This is a genomic window from Arthrobacter cavernae (assembly GCF_017368795.1).
Lineage (GTDB): Bacteria > Actinomycetota > Actinomycetes > Actinomycetales > Micrococcaceae > Arthrobacter > Arthrobacter cavernae.
The window spans coordinates 104049-122166 of the sequence record NZ_JAFNLL010000014.1 but is presented as its reverse complement, the minus strand read 5'-3'; the positions used below and the strand labels follow the sequence as shown (position 1 = coordinate 122166).

At 66.8% G+C, this 18118-nt stretch carries 18 protein-coding genes; 12 read left to right on the top strand and 6 right to left on the bottom strand.

Features of this window, described 5'->3' with window-relative positions; translation table 11 throughout:
• The 3 genes from J1902_RS08160 to purU all read left to right on the top strand — a co-directional run.
• A partial coding sequence (locus tag J1902_RS08160; protein WP_504739363.1) for a lipoyl synthase occupies positions 1 to 440 on the top strand: 440 nt, incomplete at its 5' end.
• A 19-nt stretch (positions 441 to 459) separates the two neighbouring features.
• The gene (locus J1902_RS08155) at positions 460 to 1272 is read left to right on the top strand and encodes a methylenetetrahydrofolate reductase (RefSeq protein WP_207615742.1); all 813 of its coding nucleotides are present in this window, start codon (positions 460 to 462) and stop codon (positions 1270 to 1272) included.
• Positions 1273 to 1283: 11 nt separating this feature from the next.
• Positions 1284 to 2177 (top strand): formyltetrahydrofolate deformylase, encoded by an 894-nt coding sequence (gene purU, locus J1902_RS08150; protein ID WP_207615741.1) that lies wholly within the window; start codon positions 1284 to 1286, stop codon positions 2175 to 2177.
• Between the two features lie 3 nt (positions 2178 to 2180).
• Here the strand turns inward: purU and J1902_RS08145 are convergent, their stop codons facing one another.
• Both J1902_RS08145 and J1902_RS08140 read right to left on the bottom strand, forming a co-directional pair.
• Positions 2181 to 2858 carry an anti-sigma factor gene (locus J1902_RS08145; protein WP_207615740.1) on the bottom strand — a complete coding sequence of 226 codons (678 nt, stop codon included), beginning with the start codon at positions 2856 to 2858 and terminating at the stop codon, positions 2181 to 2183.
• Positions 2855 to 3352, bottom strand: a complete 498-nt coding sequence (locus J1902_RS08140; RefSeq protein ID WP_207615739.1) for a sigma-70 family RNA polymerase sigma factor — start codon at positions 3350 to 3352, stop codon at positions 2855 to 2857. Before J1902_RS08140 ends, J1902_RS08145 begins: the two co-directional genes overlap by 4 nt.
• A gap of 159 nt (positions 3353 to 3511) precedes the next feature.
• Between J1902_RS08140 and J1902_RS08135 the strand changes: the two genes are divergently transcribed.
• Positions 3512 to 4012, top strand: coding sequence for a COG4315 family predicted lipoprotein (locus J1902_RS08135; RefSeq protein WP_207615738.1), 501 nt, complete (start codon positions 3512 to 3514; stop codon positions 4010 to 4012).
• A 164-nt stretch (positions 4013 to 4176) separates the two neighbouring features.
• Here J1902_RS08135 and J1902_RS08130 read toward each other — a convergent pair whose 3' ends face one another.
• Positions 4177 to 5025, bottom strand: coding sequence for a DMP19 family protein (locus J1902_RS08130; protein ID WP_207615737.1), 849 nt, complete (start codon positions 5023 to 5025; stop codon positions 4177 to 4179).
• Between the two features lie 165 nt (positions 5026 to 5190).
• Here J1902_RS08130 and J1902_RS08125 point away from each other — a divergent pair, with 165 nt between their 5' ends.
• The 3 genes from J1902_RS08125 (at position 5191) to J1902_RS08115 (ending at position 10941) form a co-directional block, all read left to right on the top strand.
• Positions 5191 to 8652, top strand: coding sequence for a DEAD/DEAH box helicase (locus tag J1902_RS08125; RefSeq protein ID WP_207615736.1), 3462 nt, complete (start codon positions 5191 to 5193; stop codon positions 8650 to 8652).
• 101 nt (positions 8653 to 8753) lie between these two features.
• Positions 8754 to 9194: an acyl-CoA thioesterase gene (locus J1902_RS08120; protein WP_207615735.1), complete on the top strand. Its 441-nt coding sequence runs from the start codon at positions 8754 to 8756 to the stop codon at positions 9192 to 9194.
• A 31-nt stretch (positions 9195 to 9225) separates the two neighbouring features.
• Positions 9226 to 10941, top strand: a complete 1716-nt coding sequence (locus J1902_RS08115) for a thiamine pyrophosphate-binding protein (RefSeq protein WP_207615734.1) — start codon at positions 9226 to 9228, stop codon at positions 10939 to 10941.
• 79 nt (positions 10942 to 11020) lie between these two features.
• On the opposite strand, the gene J1902_RS08110 is transcribed toward J1902_RS08115, so the two are convergent.
• Both J1902_RS08110 and J1902_RS08105 read right to left on the bottom strand, forming a co-directional pair.
• Complete coding sequence (locus J1902_RS08110) at positions 11021 to 12478, bottom strand: MFS transporter (RefSeq protein ID WP_207615733.1); 1458 nt, start codon at positions 12476 to 12478, stop codon at positions 11021 to 11023.
• Entirely contained in the window at positions 12475 to 13560 is a 1086-nt protein-coding gene (locus J1902_RS08105; RefSeq protein WP_242701754.1) for an MBL fold metallo-hydrolase, read from the bottom strand. The genes J1902_RS08110 and J1902_RS08105 overlap by 4 nt, the downstream gene beginning before the upstream one ends.
• A 231-nt stretch (positions 13561 to 13791) precedes the next feature.
• Between J1902_RS08105 and J1902_RS08100 the strand changes: the two genes are divergently transcribed.
• The 3 genes from J1902_RS08100 to J1902_RS08090 all read left to right on the top strand — a co-directional run bounded on the left by J1902_RS08100 (position 13792) and on the right by J1902_RS08090 (position 16091).
• On the top strand, positions 13792 to 14277 hold the full coding sequence (locus tag J1902_RS08100) for a cupin domain-containing protein (RefSeq protein WP_207615732.1): 486 nt from the start codon (positions 13792 to 13794) through the stop codon (positions 14275 to 14277).
• 41 nt (positions 14278 to 14318) lie between these two features.
• Positions 14319 to 15074 carry an alpha/beta hydrolase gene (locus J1902_RS08095; protein ID WP_207615731.1) on the top strand — a complete coding sequence of 252 codons (756 nt, stop codon included), beginning with the start codon at positions 14319 to 14321 and terminating at the stop codon, positions 15072 to 15074.
• 132 nt (positions 15075 to 15206) lie between these two features.
• The gene (locus J1902_RS08090) at positions 15207 to 16091 is read left to right on the top strand and encodes a PaaX family transcriptional regulator (protein ID WP_207615730.1); all 885 of its coding nucleotides are present in this window, start codon (positions 15207 to 15209) and stop codon (positions 16089 to 16091) included.
• 121 nt (positions 16092 to 16212) lie between these two features.
• Here the strand turns inward: J1902_RS08090 and J1902_RS08085 are convergent, their stop codons facing one another.
• The gene (locus J1902_RS08085) at positions 16213 to 16611 is read right to left on the bottom strand and encodes a RidA family protein (RefSeq protein WP_207615729.1); all 399 of its coding nucleotides are present in this window, start codon (positions 16609 to 16611) and stop codon (positions 16213 to 16215) included.
• 132 nt (positions 16612 to 16743) lie between these two features.
• On the opposite strand from J1902_RS08085, the gene J1902_RS08080 reads away from it, so the two are divergent.
• On the top strand, positions 16744 to 17607 hold the full coding sequence (locus tag J1902_RS08080; RefSeq protein ID WP_207615728.1) for a fumarylacetoacetate hydrolase family protein: 864 nt from the start codon (positions 16744 to 16746) through the stop codon (positions 17605 to 17607).
• 26 nt (positions 17608 to 17633) lie between these two features.
• Complete coding sequence (locus J1902_RS08075) at positions 17634 to 18116, top strand: cupin domain-containing protein (protein ID WP_207615727.1); 483 nt, start codon at positions 17634 to 17636, stop codon at positions 18114 to 18116.
• The last annotated feature ends 2 nt before the right edge of the window (positions 18117 to 18118 follow it).

Sequence of the window (18118 nt, the reverse complement as noted above, 5' to 3'; positions counted from 1 at the left end):
GCTACGAGCGCTCCCTGGACGTCATCACCCAGGGCCGGGACTTGGGCATGGTCACCAAGTCCAACCTCATCCTGGGCATGGGCGAAACCCGCGAGGAGATCTCCGAGGCCCTCGCGGACCTGCACGCCGCGGGCTGCGACCTGGTCACCATCACCCAGTACCTGCGCCCGAGCGAGCGGCACCTGCCCGTGGACCGCTGGGTCAAGCCCCAGGAATTCGTGGACCTCGCCACCGAGGCCGAGGAACTCGGCTTCCTGGGCGTCATGTCCGGGCCCCTGGTCCGCTCCTCCTACCGCGCCGGCCGGCTCTGGGCCACCGCCATGCGCAAAAAAGGCCGGCAGATCCCCGCCCACCTGGCCCACATCGCCGAGGGCATCCAGGACTCCGGCACCACCCGCCAGGAAGCCCGCACCATCCTCGCCGCCCACGCCGGCGCCTGACACCCGTAGAGGATCAAAGATGTTCCCCACACGACTTGAGATCATCCCTTCCGAGGGCATCGTCGAAAAAATCCGGGCTGCCGTGCCGCTGGGCACCACGCTCACCGTCACCTGCCTGCCCCACCACGGCATCGGGCGCACCATGCGTGCCGCCGTCGAGCTCTCGCGGCTCGGCTACAGGGCGGTCCCGCACCTCGCGGCCCGCGCCCTGGAGGACCGCCCGCAGCTGGCCGGGATCCTGCGCGAGTGCAGCGGCGCCGGCATCAGGGAAGTCTTCGCCATCGGCGGGGATACCCCCCGGCCCGCCGGACCGTACGGCACGGCGGCGGCACTGATGGAAGACATCACCCAGTACTCCGGCGGCAGCATCGCCATCGGCGTCGCCGGCTACCCCGAAGGCCACCCGGCAGTGGCCGGGCTGGACCTCCTGGAGGACCTGCTGGCCAAGCAGCACCTGGCCAGCCACGTGGTCACGCAGATGTGCTTCTCCGCCCCGAAGATCGTCGACTACGCGGCCCTGCTGCGCCGCGAAGGCGTGGAACTGCCCGTGTGGGCCGGGGTGGCCGGCGCCGTTCCCAGGACCAAGCTCGTCTCGCTGGCCACCCAGATCGGCGTCGGCACCTCCCTGAAGTTCCTCAGCCGCAAGGGCCCGCTCGCCCGCCGGCTCCTGAGCGGGGACCGGTATTCGCCGGCGGCCCTCGTGGCCGAACTCGCGGAAACCCGGGACAGGATCGCGGGCATCCACCTCTACACCTTTAACAGCCTGGACACGGCCGCGGCAAGCCACGCCGCCGCACCGGACGCACTCGGCACCGCACCGGTGTCGGCATAAAGGAGCAGCACATGACCACCGAAACAGAAGCCGGCCGCCCGGCTGAAACGGCCGCCGTCGAGCACGTCCTCACCGTGGACTGCGCCGAATCCCCCGGGATCGTGCACGCGGTCTCCGGCTTCCTGCTGGAGCACGGCTGCAACATCATCGACATCAAGCAGTACGGGGACCGCGGGGAAGGGCACTTCTTCCTGCGTGTCCACTTCTCCTCCGCGACGGAGGCCTTCAGCACCGGGGAACTGCGCCGGGACTTCGAGCCGCTGGCCGCCGAGTGGGCCATGAACTGGCAGCTGGAACCGCACGGCCGTAAGCGCCGGGTCCTGGTGATGGTGTCCAAGTTCGGGCACTGCCTCAACGACCTGCTGTTCCGGGCACGCACTGGTGATCTCCCGGTGGAAATCGTGGCCGTGGTCTCCAACCACACGGACCACGAAGAGCTGGTCAAGTGGCACGGCATCCCCTTCTTCCACCTCCCGGTCACCAAGGAGACCAAGCCGGCGCAGGAAGCGCGCCTCCTGGAGCTCGTTGATGAATTCGACGTGGAATTGGTGGTCCTGGCCCGCTACATGCAGGTCCTCAGCGATGAGTTGTCGGCCAAGCTGGCGGGGCGGACCATCAATATCCACCATTCCTTCCTGCCCAGCTTCAAGGGCGCCAAGCCCTACCACCAGGCCTACGAACGCGGCGTGAAGACCGTGGGCGCCACTGCCCACTACGTCAACGCCGAGCTCGACGAGGGACCGATCATCTCCCAGCAGCTCATCGACGTGGACCACACGTACACGGCCGAGGACCTCGTGGCGGTGGGCCGGGACGCTGAGTGCAAGGCGCTGAGCAATGCGGTCCGCTGGCACTGCGAGGGCAGGATCCTGCTGCTCGGCAACCGGACGGTGATCCTGCGGTAGGCGTTACGGCACGGAGATCGCGGCCACCGTGCGCTGGGATTCGTCCCGGAGTTCCACCCCGGCGATCCCGGCCAGCTGCACCGGCGTGGCCCCCGTGACCTTGATGCGGCCGCTCGGCGTGGCTGTCCAGGCGCAGGCACGGTCCTCCACCCCGTCGCGGCCCTTGACCCACAGGGACATGGTGCCCTGCAACGGCAGGCTCCGGCCATCCACCTGCAGCTCCGTACCCCAGCCCTTCTTCACCATGCCCACCGTCAGCTGCAGTCCGCTGCCGGCTTGGACGGAATAGCTCGCGTCCGGCTTGGGAGGCTGGTTCAGGAGCGGTCCGGCGAGGAAGCCCAGTGCCAGGCACGCGGCGGCGACGGCCCCCACCAGCGCCGACCACCGGCGTCGGGATTTCCGCCTCCGCACGGCAAGCTCGTCCAGCACGTTGTGCTGGAGCGTTGCGACAGGCTCCACCAGAAGCGGGGAAGAGTCGACGGCGGGACGCCCGGCGGTGAGGGCGACGGCGTCGGGCGCTGGAACGGCGTCGAGCATTGCGGGAAGGCTTTCCAGCTCCTCAAGCTCGTGGCGGCAGTCGGCACACCTTGCGAGGTGGTCCTCGAAGGCGCGCGCCTCGGCAGGTTCCAGGCCGCCCAGCAGATAGGCACCGAGCAATTGGTGAAGTGCGTTCTCCCTCATCGTTCCACCCCCATTTCATCAAGAATCGTGCGGAGGGCCTTCACGGCATAGAAGGCCCGGGATTTCACGGTGCCGCTGGGGATGTTCAGCCTCAGGGCGGCCTCGTTCACGGTGAAGCGCTGGTAATGAAGGGCCACCACCACCTCGCGGTGTTCGGTGCTCAGCCGGAGCAGCGCCTCCTCCATCAGGACCCGGTTGAGGAGCTCGTCCACGCGTTCCGTGGCTCCGAGGTCCGGCAGTTCCTGCTCGCCGGTTTCCGGCGGCCGTCGCTGGGCCTTGCGGTAGTTGTCGATGATGACGTTGCGCGCGGTGCGGAACAGGTAGCTGCGCAGGCTGCCGGTGATCTGCGGGGCGCGCTGCCATACCCGGAGGATGGTTTCCTGCACGACGTCGTCGGCCAGATGCGCATCCGGCGTGCAGCTGAGCACAAAACGGCGCAGCGCGGTCCCGTGGTCGCGGTAGATCGCGGCCACCACGTCCTCGTCCAGCGGCATCCTTGCCTCCTATGTCATCCCGGGCCACTCCCGGCTACACTGCGATACGACGTCCCCATCACAGAAAAGGTTCAGCCCTGTGAACCATTCTTCCCCCGGCGGCGTCTTAGGGGTTAGCGTCCGGCAATCTCCTGGCCGGCCTGAGCATAGGAGCTAGACATGAAGAAGCAACTCGGCATCGGCCTTGCTGTCCTCGCATTGGCTGCAGCCCTCACCGCATGTGGTGGAACGCCCGGCACCACGACCACCACTCCGGCGGCTACCACCGCCGCTCCGACCACCGCTGCACCGACCACCCCGGCTGCCACTGGGGCAGAATTGAAGACCGCCACGTCATCCCTGGGCCAGATCGTGGTGGACAGCAAAGGCATGAGCCTTTACTTCTTCACCAAGGACGTCAAGGACTCCGGCACGAGCGCCTGCGTAGGGGCATGCCTCGCGGCCTGGCCGCCCCTGTTCACGACGTCGGACTCACCAAAGGTTGACGGCGTCACCGGCAAGATCGGCACCATCACGACGGCGGACGGCAAGAAGCAGGTGACCATCAACGGCATGCCTGTCTACTACTACGCAAAGGACAAGGCTGCCGGTGACGTCCTGGGCCAGAACTTCAACACAGCTTGGTACGTCATCAGCCCCGCGGGCGAGATGATCAAGTAGGCACCCCTGCCCCACCCAAACGCTCTCTCACCTTTGACGGCCTTTTGGCCGATCCTCTCTCACCTTTGACGCCCAAACCCCAACGCTCTCTCACCTTTCAAAAGTGAGAGAGCGTTGGGGAAAAACGGCCCAAAGGTGAGAGAGCGTCAGGCAGGGAGGAGCCGTTAGGCGTCCTCGAACTCCTCAGCCTCCTCGAACTCCACGGTGGCGATGATTTCCTTGGTCTCCGGGTGGATCATGAAGGCCTCGTCGTCGTCTTCGACCATGATGAAGTCGCCGTGGTCCGTGGCGAAGTGCCAGGCCAGGGTCTTCTCGCCGTCGTGGACGTAGTTGGGGTCGCCCATGGTGATCTTCTGCAGCTCGTAGCCGGCCACGGCGCAGAGTTCGCGGACGGTGAGCTCGAACTCCGGGGCGTGCTCCAGTGCCTCTTCCGCGGCTTCGGCCTGGCGTTCCTCGAGGTTCGGGATGAGGGCAACACGGCCGGCGATGTGGGCCGTGAGCTCCTCCTCGTCCAGGAGCAGCAGGTTTTCCTGGGCACGGATCCAGGCGGCGTTCAGTTCCACGATGTCTTCGGTTTCCAGCAGCGCCTCGAACTCGCCGTCGAGCTCCTCCAGCTCGGTGACGGCCTCCGGGGTGGCCTCGGACCCGTCCAGTTCGCCGTCCAGGTAGACCTCGGCGTCGTCGTCGCTGAGGGCGTCGAACGCGGCCACGGTGCGGTTGAACAGCTCCAGGTGGCCGGTGGCGCCCATGCCTGCCAGGCCTGCGCGGACGTAGCCGTCAACTTCTTCGCGCTCCGGGACGGTGAACACGTACTGGGCGAAGCCGCCGGAGAGCGCCTGGGTCAGGTAGAAATCGACGAAGTAGCTGCCCAGTGCATTGGGGGCCATTTCCTCGCTGATGAGGAGTTCCTGGTACATCGCATTCACAACATCCACGTTGGCGTCCACGACGTCCTCGTTGCGGCCCTCGAGGCCGGCCTTCGTCAGAACGACGGGGTACTCATTGCTGGTCATGGGAATTCCTCACTGCTGAAAGCTGGTGGTGCTCCGGACTCCTTCAAGGTACGCGCGGCAAGGCGCCCGCAATCGATATGGAGGTTAACGCCGGGCGAAGTTTGGGGGCCGTTTGGGGCTAGCTAAGATTGGGCAGATAACCTTCTTCCGAAAGTAGCCGCGCGAATGCCGTCCCACACCGATGACAACTGGGAACTGGCCATACAGACTCCTGCCATCAACGACCGCTCGCTCGCGGCCGGTCTGGCGTACTCCATGGGCAGCAGGGTGAGCGGGATTTCCTTCGACGCCGCCACGGGGCTCATGATCGGCAAGGTCCGCGGGAACGGCCCGCAGCCGTATTCGACGTCGGCAAAACTGGTCCGCAAGCCCGCGGGCTGGACCTGCACGGTGGGCATCTGCAGCTGCCCGGTCCGCAAGGACTGCAAGCACGTGGCGGCGCTGCTCTTCACGGCCGAGGACCACCCCCTGGTGCGTGCCCAGCTCATGGCCGCCTCCACCGGACTTCAGACCTCCCGCCCCGGCTCCACGGACCAGGGCGGCTCCTCGCGCCCGGCCTGGGAACTGGCCCTCAACAAGCTGATCGCGCAGCCGGGCACCTCCTCCCCCGGCACCGGCCTGCCGCTGGCCCTGCAGTTCGAGGTCGAGGAACCCGCCGCGCACTTCTCCTACACAGGCCGCCGGGACCCCATGCGCAGCATCCGCCAGCTCAAGGCCCGCCCCGTGATGATGGGCGCCAAGGGCAAATGGATCCGCGGCGACGTCGCGTGGAACAACCTCAGCTACGTCAGCTACCGGCGCGAATTCAACGAAGCCCACGTCGAATGGCTGCAGTCCTTCCTGGCCGCGCACGGTTCCAGCAGCGGCCGCCAGCAGCCCTCCGGGGCCATGTGGCTGAGCCTAAACGACTTCGCGGGCAAGAACCTGTGGGCGCTCCTCGCCGAGGCCGCCAAGGCCGGCATACCCCTCCTCCACACCGCCGGAAGCGAGCCCGTCCACGTCAGCGCGGAAGCCTCCGTCGTCGGCTTGAGCCTGGCGCGGAACAGCGCGCCGGACGCGCCGGACAGCACCCTGGCGGACGCGGCAGGAACGCCCGACGGCGGCCTGCGGCTGGCGCCCTCGGTCTCCCTCGGCGGGGAGCCGGTTGATCCGGCCTCCGTGGGCTTCCTCGGCAAGCCAGCGAACGGGATCTTCTTCACGCACCGCGGGCCCGAACAGCTCCCCGGGATCCCCACGCTGGAAAACATCATCACGCTCGCTCCGCTTGAGGGCGGGCTCAGCGACGAGCTGCTGGAGTTCGTCTCGGCCGGCTCCACGCTGCAGATCCCGGCGCGGGACGAGAGCCGCTTCCTCACCGCGTTCTACCCCAAGCTGCGGCAATCCACCAATGTGCAGGCCGCGGACAAATCCGTGGAGCTGCCCACGCTGGCCGTGCCCACGCTGTCCCTGCTGGCCAATTACGGCCACGACCACAAGGTGCGCCTGCACTGGGAGTGGCACTACAAGTCCGGCACCCTGGTCACGGCGCAGGCGCTGTGGCGCCACCCGGACGACCACGGCTACCGCGACGACGCCGAGGAAGCCCGCATCCTGGAGTCCATCGGCAGGCCCTGGGACGTGGTGCCGGCGCTGGCCGAATCGGCCTCCGGCGGCTGGGGAACGCCGCGGCTGGTGGCCTCCGCGGAACTCGACGGCCTGGACACCCTGGCCTTCACGGAGGACGTGCTGCCTGCGCTCCAGGAACTGCCCGACGTCGTGGTGGACACCGCCGGCGACATCGCCGACTACCGCGAGGCCGCCGAGGCCCCGGTGGTCTCCATCTCCACGAAGGCCACGGACAGCCGCGACTGGTTCGACCTCGGAATCGTCATCACGCTCGAGGGCGAGCCCGTGTCCTTCGCCGCAGTGTTCTCCGCGCTCGCCGCCGGCCAGACGCGCATGCTGCTGCCCAGCGGCGCCTATTTCTCCCTTGACCTGCCCGAGCTCCACGAGCTGCGCGCCCTGATCGACGAGGCCCGCTCGCTGCAGGACAACCCGGACAGCAAGGACGGCACGCTGCAGATCAGCCGCTTCCAGGCCGGGCTCTGGGACGAGCTCGCGCAGCTGGGGATCGTGGACGAGCAGGCGGCCGCGTGGCGCGAGGCCGTGGGCGGACTGCTCGACGACGGCGTGACCGGGCTTCCGCTGCCGGCCGGCCTGGACGCCGAGCTGCGCCCGTACCAGCGCGAGGGCTTCAACTGGCTCAGCTTCCTGTACCGGCACAGCCTGGGCGGCGTGCTGGCCGACGACATGGGCCTAGGCAAGACCGTGCAGGCGATCGCGCTGATGTGCGCGGCGAAGGAACACGCTGACGACGGTGCGGCGGCGGCCGGGGCTGCCGGCGGCGGCGCTCCCTTCTTAGTAGTCGCCCCCACCAGCGTGGTGGGCAACTGGGCGGCCGAGGTGCAGCGCTTCGCGCCCGGTCTCTCGGTCCGGACCATCGGTGAAACCTTCGCCAAGAGCGGCACCGATCCGCTCGAGGCCCTGTCCCGGGCCGACGTTGTGATCACCTCCTACGCGCTGTTCCGGATCGACTACGACGCCTACGCCTCACTCCCCTGGGCCGGGCTCATGCTGGACGAGGCGCAGTTCGTGAAGAACCACCAGTCCAAGGCCTACCAGTGCGCCCGCAAGCTGCCAGCCGCCTTCAAGCTGGCCATCACTGGCACGCCGCTGGAGAACAACCTCATGGAGTTCTGGGCGCTGACCTCGATCGTGGCTCCGGGGCTGTTCTCGAGCCCGCGGCGCTTCGCAGAGTACTACCAGAAGCCGGTGGAAAAGAACGGCGACAAGGCGCAGCTGGCCAAGCTCCGCCGTCGGGTCCGTCCGCTCATGATGCGCCGCACCAAAGAGCAGGTCATCAAGGACCTGCCGCCCAAACAGGAGCAGATCCTCGAGGTGGTGCTCAACCCTCGGCACCAGAAGGTCTACCAGACGCACCTGCAGCGCGAACGGCAGAAGATCCTGGGGCTGATCGACGACGTCAACAAGAACCGCTTCACCATCTTCCAGTCCCTCACCCTGCTGCGGCAGCTGAGCCTGGACGCCTCGCTGGTGGACGAATCGCTCTCCGCCGTGCGGTCCTCCAAGCTGGATGTGCTGTTCGAGCAGCTCGAGGACCTGGTGGCCGAGGGGCACCGGGCCCTGATCTTCAGCCAGTTCACCGGGTTCCTGGGCAAGGTGCGGGACCGGCTGGACGCCGAGGGAGTGGAGTACTGCTACCTCGACGGCAGCACCCGCAACCGCGCCGACGTCGTGAGCGAGTTCAAGAACGGCAAAGCACCGGTGTTCCTGATTTCGCTGAAGGCCGGCGGCTTCGGCCTGAACCTGACCGAGGCCGACTACGTGTTCCTGCTGGACCCCTGGTGGAACCCGGCGTCCGAGGCGCAGGCCGTGGACCGCACGCACAGGATCGGGCAGGCGCGGAACGTCATGGTCTACCGGCTGGTGGCCAAGGACACCATCGAGGAAAAGGTCATGGCGCTCAAGGCCAAGAAGTCACAGCTGTTCGCCGATGTGATGGAGGGCGACGCCCTGAGCGGCGGTGCCTTGACGGCGGAGGACCTGGCGGGGCTGTTCAGCGACTGACAGACCACCACTGACTTGCTTATGGCTCGCTATTGACGATCGTCATACTTTGTATATATTGGATGGGGACGTGGCCACCTTTCACGTCGTGAAAGGGGCCCATGAACGACGTCGCAGCACCGCGGTACCCGCAGGCCAGCATTGAACGCACCGTCGAATGGGTGGATACCGACGCCTCCGGCCACCAGCACAACTCCGCCATCCTGCGCTGGGTCGAAGCGGCCGAGGCGGAGCTCTTCCGCAGTCTCAAGCTGCCCGACTACTTTCCGAGTGCGCCCCGCGTCCAGCAGGTGATCAACTACAAGGCCAAGCTGTGGTTCGGACAGAGCGTGACCGCCACGGTGGAGATCCGCACGCTTGGCCGAACGTCCATGACCTTGGCGTTCGAGGTCCATGGCCACACCCACGGCACCTTCGAGGGCGGGACCGCCGCCTACGGAACCGTGACCACCGCACACGTACCTGCCGGCGCCGCCGCCGCCCAACCGTGGCCGGCACATATCCGCGAGGCCCTCAGCCATACCCCTGACGATACCTACTAAACACCGCGTCCGACTCGCCGAAGGAGACCCCATGCCCGCCACCACCAAAGAGTCTGCAGTGAAAACGGCTGAACACCACGATGAACCCCCGGCCCCGGCCAACGTTGCCGAGCTCGTTGGGCAGACGCTTGCCCAGCTTGGCGTCGGCCACGTTTTCGGAGTGGTGGGCAGCGGCAACTTCGTGGTCACCAATGCGCTCCGCCGGCACGGCGTACCGTTCACCGCGGCCCGCCACGAAGGCGGGGCTGCCACGATGGCGGACGCCTACGGACGAATGTCCGGCAAAGTGGGCGTCGTCTCCACCCACCAGGGCTGCGGGCTGAGCAATGCGATTACAGGCATCGGCGAAGCCGCAAAAAGCCGCACGCCGATGATTGTGCTCACCGCCGACACCGCGGCCTCGGCCGTCCGCTCCAACTTCAACATTGACCAGGATGCACTCGCCCGCAGCGTTGGTGCCATCGCCGAACGCATCCACACTCCCGAGAGTGCCGTGGCGGACACCCTGCGCGCGTTCCGCACGGCCGTCAACGAACGGCGCACCGTGGTTCTCTCCCTGCCGACCGATATTCAGGCAGCACCAGTGTCCCCCAGCCAAGGCGCCGCCATCGTGTCCGTGGCTGCGCCCCAAGCGGTGAAACCGAATGACGAAGCCGTCCACGCCCTGGCCGCCCTTATCCGCTCTGCCGAACGACCGGTGTTCATAGCAGGCCGTGGAGGCCGCAACGCCGGCCCTGAAATCTCCGCCCTCGCGGAGGCGAGCGGCGCGCTCGTGGCAACCTCCGCCGTCGCGCATGGTCTGTTCATGGGTGATCCTTACAACCTGGGCATCTCCGGCGGGTTCTCTTCCCCGTTCACGGCGTCCACGATTGCCGACGCCGACCTGATCGTCGGCTTCGGGTGCGCACTGAACATGTGGACCATGCGCCATGGATCGCTGATCGGGCCCTCCGCACGGGTGGTCCAGGTGGACGTCGAGGACTCGGGACTGGGGGCCAACCGGCCCATTGATCTCGGCGTGCTGGGAGACTCTGCGCAGACGGCAGCCGCGGTGCTGGACAGCCTGCGCTCCTCCGGCCACCGTGCCACGGGACTCCGCACGCCCGAGATGGCGATCACCATCTTCGAAAACGCACGCTGGAACACCGTTGATACAGGCGACATCTCGACGCCGGAAGCGATCGACCCCCGCATACTCAGCCGCGAGCTCGACAAGATCCTGCCGGCAGACCGAATCGTCTCCGTCGACTCCGGAAACTTCATGGGCTATCCGAGCACGTACCTGTCCGTCCCGGACGAGTTCGGTTTCTGCTTCACCCAGGCCTTCCAATCGATCGGCTTGGGCCTCTACTCGGCCATTGGCGCAGCCATTGCCCGCCCCGACCGGCTCCCCGTACTCGGCGCGGGAGACGGCGGATTCCTCATGTCCATCTCCGAGCTCGAAACCGCGGTCCGCGAACGCATCCCCTTGGTGGCGATCGTCTACAACGACTCCGCCTACGGTGCCGAGGTGCACCACTTCACCACCGACGAGGCCGACCTGGAGGTAGTCAAGTTCCCGCAGGTGGATATCGCCACCATCGCCCGCGGCTACGGGGCAACCGGCCTGCTGGTCCGGTCCGTCGCTGATCTGGAGGGCGTGACTTCGTGGCTGAACGGGCCCCGGGACACCCCCTTGGTTATCGACGCCCGCATCGCGTCCGACGGCGGCGCCTGGTGGCTCGCTGAGGCATTCAAGGGACACTGACGGGCGGCGTTGCCTCCGCAACGCCAAGGGGGCCAGGCGGGACACGCATCCCGGCTGGCCCCCTTGGCGTTGAATGCCGTCAGCCGTTGAAGACGAACTTCTTCTGCAGCGAACTCGCCGTGCGGTCCGGGTTGAGAAACAGCACGCAGATGATGCCGACGACCACGAGGTAGAGGCCGATCGAACCGAACGAGCTGTTCATGCCGTCCGCCAGCCGTGCCGCCATTTCGGCGCTCTCGCGCACGCCCTTTGGGGCCGGGATGTAGCCGGACTTGTCCATCAGCGCGCCCACCATGGCGGGGGCCACCACGCCGCCGATCGACGCCAGGCCCGTCAGCGTGGCCATGATGGCCGCGCGCTGCTTCGAACCGACACAGAACGCCACAGCCGTCGGCGCCAACGGGTAGATCATGGCCAGGCCTGCGCCGACTGTCATGACCGCCACCGCAACCCCGCCCGATACGTTCGGGAGCACCAGGAAGCAGATGCCGGAAACCAGCAGGGTCGCTCCGAACAGCGCCCCAAGGGCCCAGCGAACGGTGACGCCGCGGCGCATCAGGAACCGCGAGGAATAGCCGAGGACCAGCAGTGCCAGTGCGCCCAGGATCCAGGGGAATGTCGAGACCAGGCCGATCGTTGCCGGCGGAAGCGAAACGACAGCCGCAAGATACTTGGGCGACCACGTTGTCAGGAATCCCTGCGTCCAGAAGCAGCCAGCGCCGGCCAGGACGGCAACGATGAACATCTTCGAGCCGAGGACGGCCCGGATGGGAACGAGCTTGAGCATGTCGGCGCGCTCGGTAATGCTGGCGGCTTCCTTGGCGGGCCGGGCGTCGGCGTCCGCAGCGTCGGCGTCGCTGGCTTCTGCGGCCGGCCCGGCTGCGGCGCGGGTCTTCTTGGCGGTGTGGCTGTGCGGCCCTTCGCGGCCCATCAGGAACCACAAAACGGACCAGACAAGCCCGACAATGCCCAAGAAGCCGAAGGCCCAGCGCCACCCGAGGTCCGGGTGCGCGATGATGGCCGCCAGGACCGGGGCAGCGATGATGGGACCCAGGGTGGACCCGACGGCGACCATCGAACTGGGGAGGCCGCGCTCCTTGGCCGAGAACCAGCCGTGGACGTGCTGGAGGGTGATGGGGGTGGCCGGTCCCTCCGCGCCACCCAGCAGGATGCGGGTGACCAGCAGGATGGCTGCGCCGCCGCCGAACAGCATGGGGAACTGGAGCACGGCCCACGAGATGCCCATGGCCAGGAGGATCCAGCGGGTGGGCACCTTCCCGGCCAGGAATCCGACCAGGACCGCGGCGATCGCGAAGAGGAAGAAGAAGGCGCTGCCGATGAAGCCGAACTCGCCGGCAGTCAGCTTCAGATCCCGCATGGCCGAATCGGCCACCAGCCCCAGCACGGCTTTGTCGGCGAAGTTGATGATCTGGAAGAGCACAAGGAGTCCTGTGACCAACCATGCCCGGCGGTTCATGCGGCGGTTGCTGACGGCCGCCCGCAAGGTATGCGGTGGGAGCGTGCGCTCGGCGCTCATGCCTGGACCTCCGCCGTCAGCCGTTCAGGCACAGCGGCCCACCCCTCGACGTCGGCGGAGCTTTCAGGAGAGGGCGGCACCGTGAAGACGTCGTTGTCCTCGGCTACCGTCACCGGCCCGGAAAAGTCCTTCCGGGCAAAAGTTTCCATCTTGCCTGTGTCAGCGGCCCCCGGGACGTTGGGGACGATGTGGTGCAGCACGAGACGGCCGACGCCGGCGGCCTGGGCGACCTTACCGACCTCGTCAAAGGGCGTGTGCGATTCGCGCAGGTGGACTGCGATTCCTTCGCGCGTCCCGCTGTCCGGAAAGGTATCCAGAATCGCGTCCAGGTCGATGACCTCGTGAAGCAGGATGTCCGCCCCCTGGGCCAGCCGAATGCAGTTTTCCGAGTATGCGGTGTCCCCGGACACCACCACCGAGCCATAGGGAGTGTCGAAGCGGAAGCCGAAGGCCGGGAAGCAGAGCCGGTGGTCCACCAGAATGGCCGTTACGCGGACCAGCTCGTCCTTGTAGATTTCGAACGGCTCCATCACCGGATGCCGGGCTAGCACGGGGTCGGACTGGGCTTCTGCGGGAATCTCAATATCGTGGCCGATGACCCATTCGCCCGGATCCGAGCGGCCTTCGTCCGCCATCCGGATGACGACGTCGGAGGCGAACACCGTGTCCAGCAGTGAATCCACAATGTCCTTGGTCCCGGACATGGAGCGGCCTGCCGTGCGGGCGTCCACCAGTCTGGCATGCTCGGCGTCGAGGGCTGGTGTCCTCGGCGGCTGGCCGGGGCCGTAGACATGCACCGGGCGGGAGAATGATTCCCCCGGGACCTGCCACCCGGTGAGCAGGTACGAACCGAGGTCGTAAATGTGGTCCGAATGGTGGTGGGTCAGGAAAATGCCCCGGAGCTCGCCCCAGGACGCGTGCCTGCGGTAGTTCCTGATGCTGCCCATTCCGGCGTCGATCACGTAGGTGGCGTCGTCGACGCGGATGGCCGTGCTGGTGCCCGCACGGCTGCTGGACACGATCGGCCCGCCGCCGGTGCCCAGGGTATGGACAGACAAGCCCTTCTTCATTTTGTGGTTCATCAAACTACCTCACTGTAGTTGCGGAACTGCTCGAATTGCGGAACTGCCCGCATGGATCTGCTCTCGGACGCGGCGCCGGCCATGGGGCTGCCGGCGCCGGCTCATCCGGATGGCCTGTGGTACACCTCACAGAGTATGTAGTTAATTTGACGATCGCAATAGGGTCTATACATTTTGTTGCTGATCTGGCAGGCTGGCGCTGTCAGCAACCCACTTCAGTCAGGAGACACGATGGAACCCCAGCTCGATCAGGAAATCATCCTCGGCCCGCTCCACAAGGGCATCACCCTCGCCAGCGAAGCGATGGGCAACAAGGTCTGGAACGTCCTCGGCCACACGTACCTCTCCAAAGTCGAGAGCGCCACGAGCTTTGCCTGGCTCTCCCTCGACCCCACCGGCACCGGCGTTCCGCCCCACGTCCACCCCACGCAGGACGAACACATCTACGTCCTCGAGGGCGTCTACACCCTCTACCTCGACGGCGAATGGATGACCGCGGGCCCGGGCGACACCGTCCGGATGCCGATGGGGCTGCCGCATGCCTACTTCAACAAGGCCGACGCCGCAGCCAAGGCGCTCTTCTGGGTCAGCCCGTCCGGCCAGCTCGCCCAGCTGTTCGACCAGCTGCACAATCTGTCGGACCCGGACGAGGTTGTCCGGCGCTCCGCACTGCACGGTGTGGACTTCCTGCCGCAGGGTTCGGTTCCGGGCGCATAGCCGCCGGCCCTCGCCCGGCAATCGCTCCTGAGGAGGTAAGCATGACATCGGCACCCCCGGAACCGTCACGAACGACCGGCCAGCGGATTGCCTACGGAGCCGCGGAACCGCAGTTCGTGGACTTTTACCTGCCCACGGAGGCGGAACGTCCCGTCGCCGTCGCGGTCCTGATCCATGGTGGCTATTGGCGCGACCGTTTCGACCTCTCGCTGATGGACCTCCTGGTGGCCGATGCGCTTGGCCGCGGGATGGCCGTGGCCAACGTCGAGTACCGCAGGATGGGCAACGGTGGAGGCTGGCCGACCACCGGCCGGGACGTGGAGGAGGCGATGACCCTAGTCCGGGAACACTGGCGGGAATGGAACGGCGTGGTTCCGTTCATCTCCGTGGGGCATTCGGTGGGCGGCCAGCTGGCCCTCTTGAACTCTGCGGCAGCGGACGCCGTCGTCGCGCTGGCCCCGGTGACTGATGTTTCCAGGACCGACGACGAACGGCTCGGCGAGGACGCCGCCGTGGCCTTCATGGGCGCCCGCGCCGCCGAGTTGCCATCCGAATATGCCGCAGCGTCTCCGGTCCGGCAGCTGCCCTTGGGCCGTCCGGTCCTGGTCGTCCACGGCGACGTCGATTCGCGCGTTCCCGTGGACCACAGCCGGGGCTTCGTGGGGATGGCCCGCGCCGCCGGTGATGTGGTCGAATACCGGGAAGTTCCGGGCCTGGACCATGTCACGGCGATCGATCCGTCGGCGTCCCATTGGCCGGCGGCAGCGGCATGGATGGCCGGGCAGACCACACGCTAAGGGTTGAGGACCTTCGCCGAAGCGCCGGGAGCGGGCGCCGCCGTCGGGCTCATCGCAGAGCCAGGCGGCTCCCGCCCCTATGATGAAAACGATTGTTGCCTTCACCCTTGGCGCAGAAACGAGGATCCACCCATGTTGGCCGCCCCCGCACCACCGGTGCGCCACCAGCAGCTCATTGTCACGATCTACGGGCTCTACGGCCGCAGCTCGGGCGACGCGCTTCCGGTATCCGTGCTGATATCCATGCTGGGTTCCCTCGGTTACGACGCCCCCGGAGTCAGGTCCTCCGTCTCCCGGCTGAAGGCCAAAGGTGTCCTCAAGAGCATCCGCCAGGACGGCGTTGCCAAGTACGAACTCTCCGACACAGTCCTTGACGTCTTCCGGGAGGGTGACCGCAGGATCTTCGCGCCGGAGCGGGCCACCCCGCTGGACGCCTGGGTTCTGGCCGTCTTCTCGGTACCGGAATCCATGCGGAACCGGCGGCACCAGCTGCGCTCCGAACTGTCCGGGCTGGGCTTCGGTTCTGTGGCCTCGGGCGTCTGGATAGCTCCGGCCCAGATCCTGGAGCAGACCCGCGAGCGGCTCACCACGCGCGGCCTCACCCAGTTCGTGGACTTCTTCCGGGGCGACTACCTGTTTGACGGGCCCATGCGGCCGAAGATCGCCGAGTGGTGGGACCTGAAAGCCATCGACGAGCAGTTCGCGGAGTTCCTGGACCTCTATGAGGGCGCCGGGGAGCTGTGGTCCGGGCTGGTCGGCGACGATCCCGAGGCCGCCCTGGCCGAATCGACGGCCGAGCTGCGCCGCGACGCGTTCCGCTACTACGTCCCCATGCTGACGGTGTGGCGCCGCTTCCCGTACCGGGACCCGAACCTGCCGCTGGAATACCTGCCTGAAGACTGGAAGGGCCCGGCGGTCCGGAAGACCTTCCAGGCGGTGCACCGGCTAGCCGCGCCCCTCGCGGCGGCCCATGCCCGCGAACTCATCCACGGCCACGTTGACCTCGTAGCACCGTAGCACCGTAGCACCGTAGCACCGTAGCACCGTAGCACCGAAGCGACCCAGTAGGGCGAAAAGGGCCGGCCGCAACAAGCGGCCGGCCCTTTTGGAGTCCAGCCTCTTCACCTTCAGTGGCGCTTTAGCCCTCCGGAATCACCGCGATGCCCTGGATCTCGATCAGGGCTTCCTTCTGCCACAACCGGCTGACGCCGATGCCGGCCATTGCCGGGTACTCCGAACCAGCCATCTCACGCCAGATCCGGCCGATTTCGCGTCCGTTCGCCATGTAGTCGTCCACGTCCGTGAGGTAGATGGTCACGCTGACCAGGTCCTCGGGCTGCCCGCCGGCCTCCCGCAGCGTGGTCAGGACGTTTGAAAACGCCTGCGTGAACTGTTCAACAATGCCGCCGGGGACGATGTTCATGTTCTTGTCCAGGGCCGTCTGCCCTCCCAGGAACACAGTGTTTCCGGCAAGCATGCCGTGTGCAAAGCCGGACGGCTTCGGGAGCGACTCCGGATTGATGGTCTTGTGGCTCATGCTGTTCCTCCTCGTGGTGGCGACTGCGAAAACTTCGAAAAACCTCTGTGCAGATCTTTTCTGTCGTGCTACGTTGAGGATATGTGACGATCGTAAAAAAGTCGACATATCCAATTCGAAGGGACACAACGCATGAAACTGGCCACCTTGCGGACGGGCGAGAACGGCACGACGGCGGCGCTCGCCATGGGCGCCGACACTTACTTGCCGCTGCCGGCCACCGACGTCGGAGCGCTGCTCGCCGATCCGGACTGGCGCGCAATCGTCCAGGCAACGGCCGCGGCCGCGGCCGCACCGGACTCCCGCATCGTTTCCGTCTCCGCTGCCGAGTTGGCACCATTGCTGCCGCGGGCCGGCAAGGTCATCTGCTGCGGGCTGAACTACGGCGACCACATCCAAGAGATGGGCCGCGAGCTGCCCGAACACCCCACGCTCTTCGCCAAGTACGCGGACACCCTGACCGGCCCGGCCGACACGATCGAAGTCCACGGCAGCGCGCGGGTCGATTGGGAAGCCGAGCTGGCCGTCGTCGTCGGCTCGGAGCTGTTCCGGGCTGACGAAGACGAGGCGCAGCAGGCAATCGCCGGATACACCGTCGCCAACGACGTCTCCATGCGCGATTGGCAGAGCCGCACCCTGCAGTGGTTCCAAGGCAAGGCCTTCGACGCGACAACCCCCGTGGGACCGGTCATGGTGACCGCGGACAACGTCGACGGCGACTTCGAGGTTCGCGGCTACGTCAACGGCGAGCTGGTGCAGTCGGGGAACACGGGCACCCTGGTGTTCGGCCCCGCACGGCTCCTGTCCTATATCTCGCAGTTCACCATCCTGCGCCCGGGGGACCTGGTCCTCACCGGCACGCCCGGCGGCGTCGGGATGGGTATGACTCCCCCGCGCTTCCTGAACGACGGCGACGTCCTCGCCACCGAGATCGATGGAATCGGCCGGCTTGAGAACCAGTTCCGGATCCACGCCCCCGTCCCCGCCAACGCTTAGACCCAACCACTCCAAGGGAGAGAACAATGAGCCAGACCGCTACCGAATACCGCCTCGAAGGTGACAACTCCATCTACGCCCAGGCTGACGGCAAGGTTGTGCCTGTCGTAACCCGGGCTGGTGCCGAAGACACCAACACCGCCCAGTCCGGCGACTGCATCCGTGTCTCGGGAATCAGCATCCAGCACACCCCGGCAACGAAGATCTGGTTCGGCCAGGTCTCCAACACCCCCGGCTACCGATCGCTGCCGCACCACCACGGCGAGGCGGAAACCGGCGGCTACGTGCTCCGCGGCCACGGACGCATCTACTTCGGCGAGAACTACGCGGAATTCATCGACATGAAGGCCGGCGACTGGGTCTTCGTCCCGCCGTTCATGCCTCACGTCGAGGCCAACATGTCCGTCACGGAGGAGCTCGTGTGGCTGACCGCCCGCACGCCGGAGAACCTCGTGGTGAACCTTGAAGACGTGGCGGACGAGACCCTCGCCGACTACCGCCGGGCGTAGCG

Excerpts from the sequence above, each read along its gene's own strand:
- purU (WP_207615741.1), top strand. The coding sequence starts at position 1,284 with ATGACCACCGAAACAGAAGCCGGCCGCCCGGCTGAAACGGCCGCCGTC.
- J1902_RS08075 (WP_207615727.1), top strand. The coding sequence starts at position 17,634 with ATGAGCCAGACCGCTACCGAATACCGCCTCGAAGGTGACAACTCCATC.
- J1902_RS08135 (WP_207615738.1), top strand. The coding sequence starts at position 3,512 with ATGAAGAAGCAACTCGGCATCGGCCTTGCTGTCCTCGCATTGGCTGCA.
- J1902_RS08140 (WP_207615739.1), bottom strand. The coding sequence starts at position 3,352 with ATGCCGCTGGACGAGGACGTGGTGGCCGCGATCTACCGCGACCACGGG.
- J1902_RS08090 (WP_207615730.1), top strand. The coding sequence starts at position 15,207 with ATGTTGGCCGCCCCCGCACCACCGGTGCGCCACCAGCAGCTCATTGTC.
- J1902_RS08110 (WP_207615733.1), bottom strand. The coding sequence starts at position 12,478 with ATGAGCGCCGAGCGCACGCTCCCACCGCATACCTTGCGGGCGGCCGTC.
- J1902_RS08085 (WP_207615729.1), bottom strand. The coding sequence starts at position 16,611 with ATGAGCCACAAGACCATCAATCCGGAGTCGCTCCCGAAGCCGTCCGGC.
- J1902_RS08125 (WP_207615736.1), top strand. The coding sequence starts at position 5,191 with ATGCCGTCCCACACCGATGACAACTGGGAACTGGCCATACAGACTCCT.
- J1902_RS08155 (WP_207615742.1), top strand. The coding sequence starts at position 460 with ATGTTCCCCACACGACTTGAGATCATCCCTTCCGAGGGCATCGTCGAA.
- J1902_RS08100 (WP_207615732.1), top strand. The coding sequence starts at position 13,792 with ATGGAACCCCAGCTCGATCAGGAAATCATCCTCGGCCCGCTCCACAAG.
- J1902_RS08105 (WP_242701754.1), bottom strand. The coding sequence starts at position 13,560 with ATGAACCACAAAATGAAGAAGGGCTTGTCTGTCCATACCCTGGGCACC.
- J1902_RS08120 (WP_207615735.1), top strand. The coding sequence starts at position 8,754 with ATGAACGACGTCGCAGCACCGCGGTACCCGCAGGCCAGCATTGAACGC.
- J1902_RS08095 (WP_207615731.1), top strand. The coding sequence starts at position 14,319 with ATGACATCGGCACCCCCGGAACCGTCACGAACGACCGGCCAGCGGATT.
- J1902_RS08130 (WP_207615737.1), bottom strand. The coding sequence starts at position 5,025 with ATGACCAGCAATGAGTACCCCGTCGTTCTGACGAAGGCCGGCCTCGAG.
- J1902_RS08115 (WP_207615734.1), top strand. The coding sequence starts at position 9,226 with ATGCCCGCCACCACCAAAGAGTCTGCAGTGAAAACGGCTGAACACCAC.
- J1902_RS08145 (WP_207615740.1), bottom strand. The coding sequence starts at position 2,858 with ATGAGGGAGAACGCACTTCACCAATTGCTCGGTGCCTATCTGCTGGGC.
- J1902_RS08080 (WP_207615728.1), top strand. The coding sequence starts at position 16,744 with ATGAAACTGGCCACCTTGCGGACGGGCGAGAACGGCACGACGGCGGCG.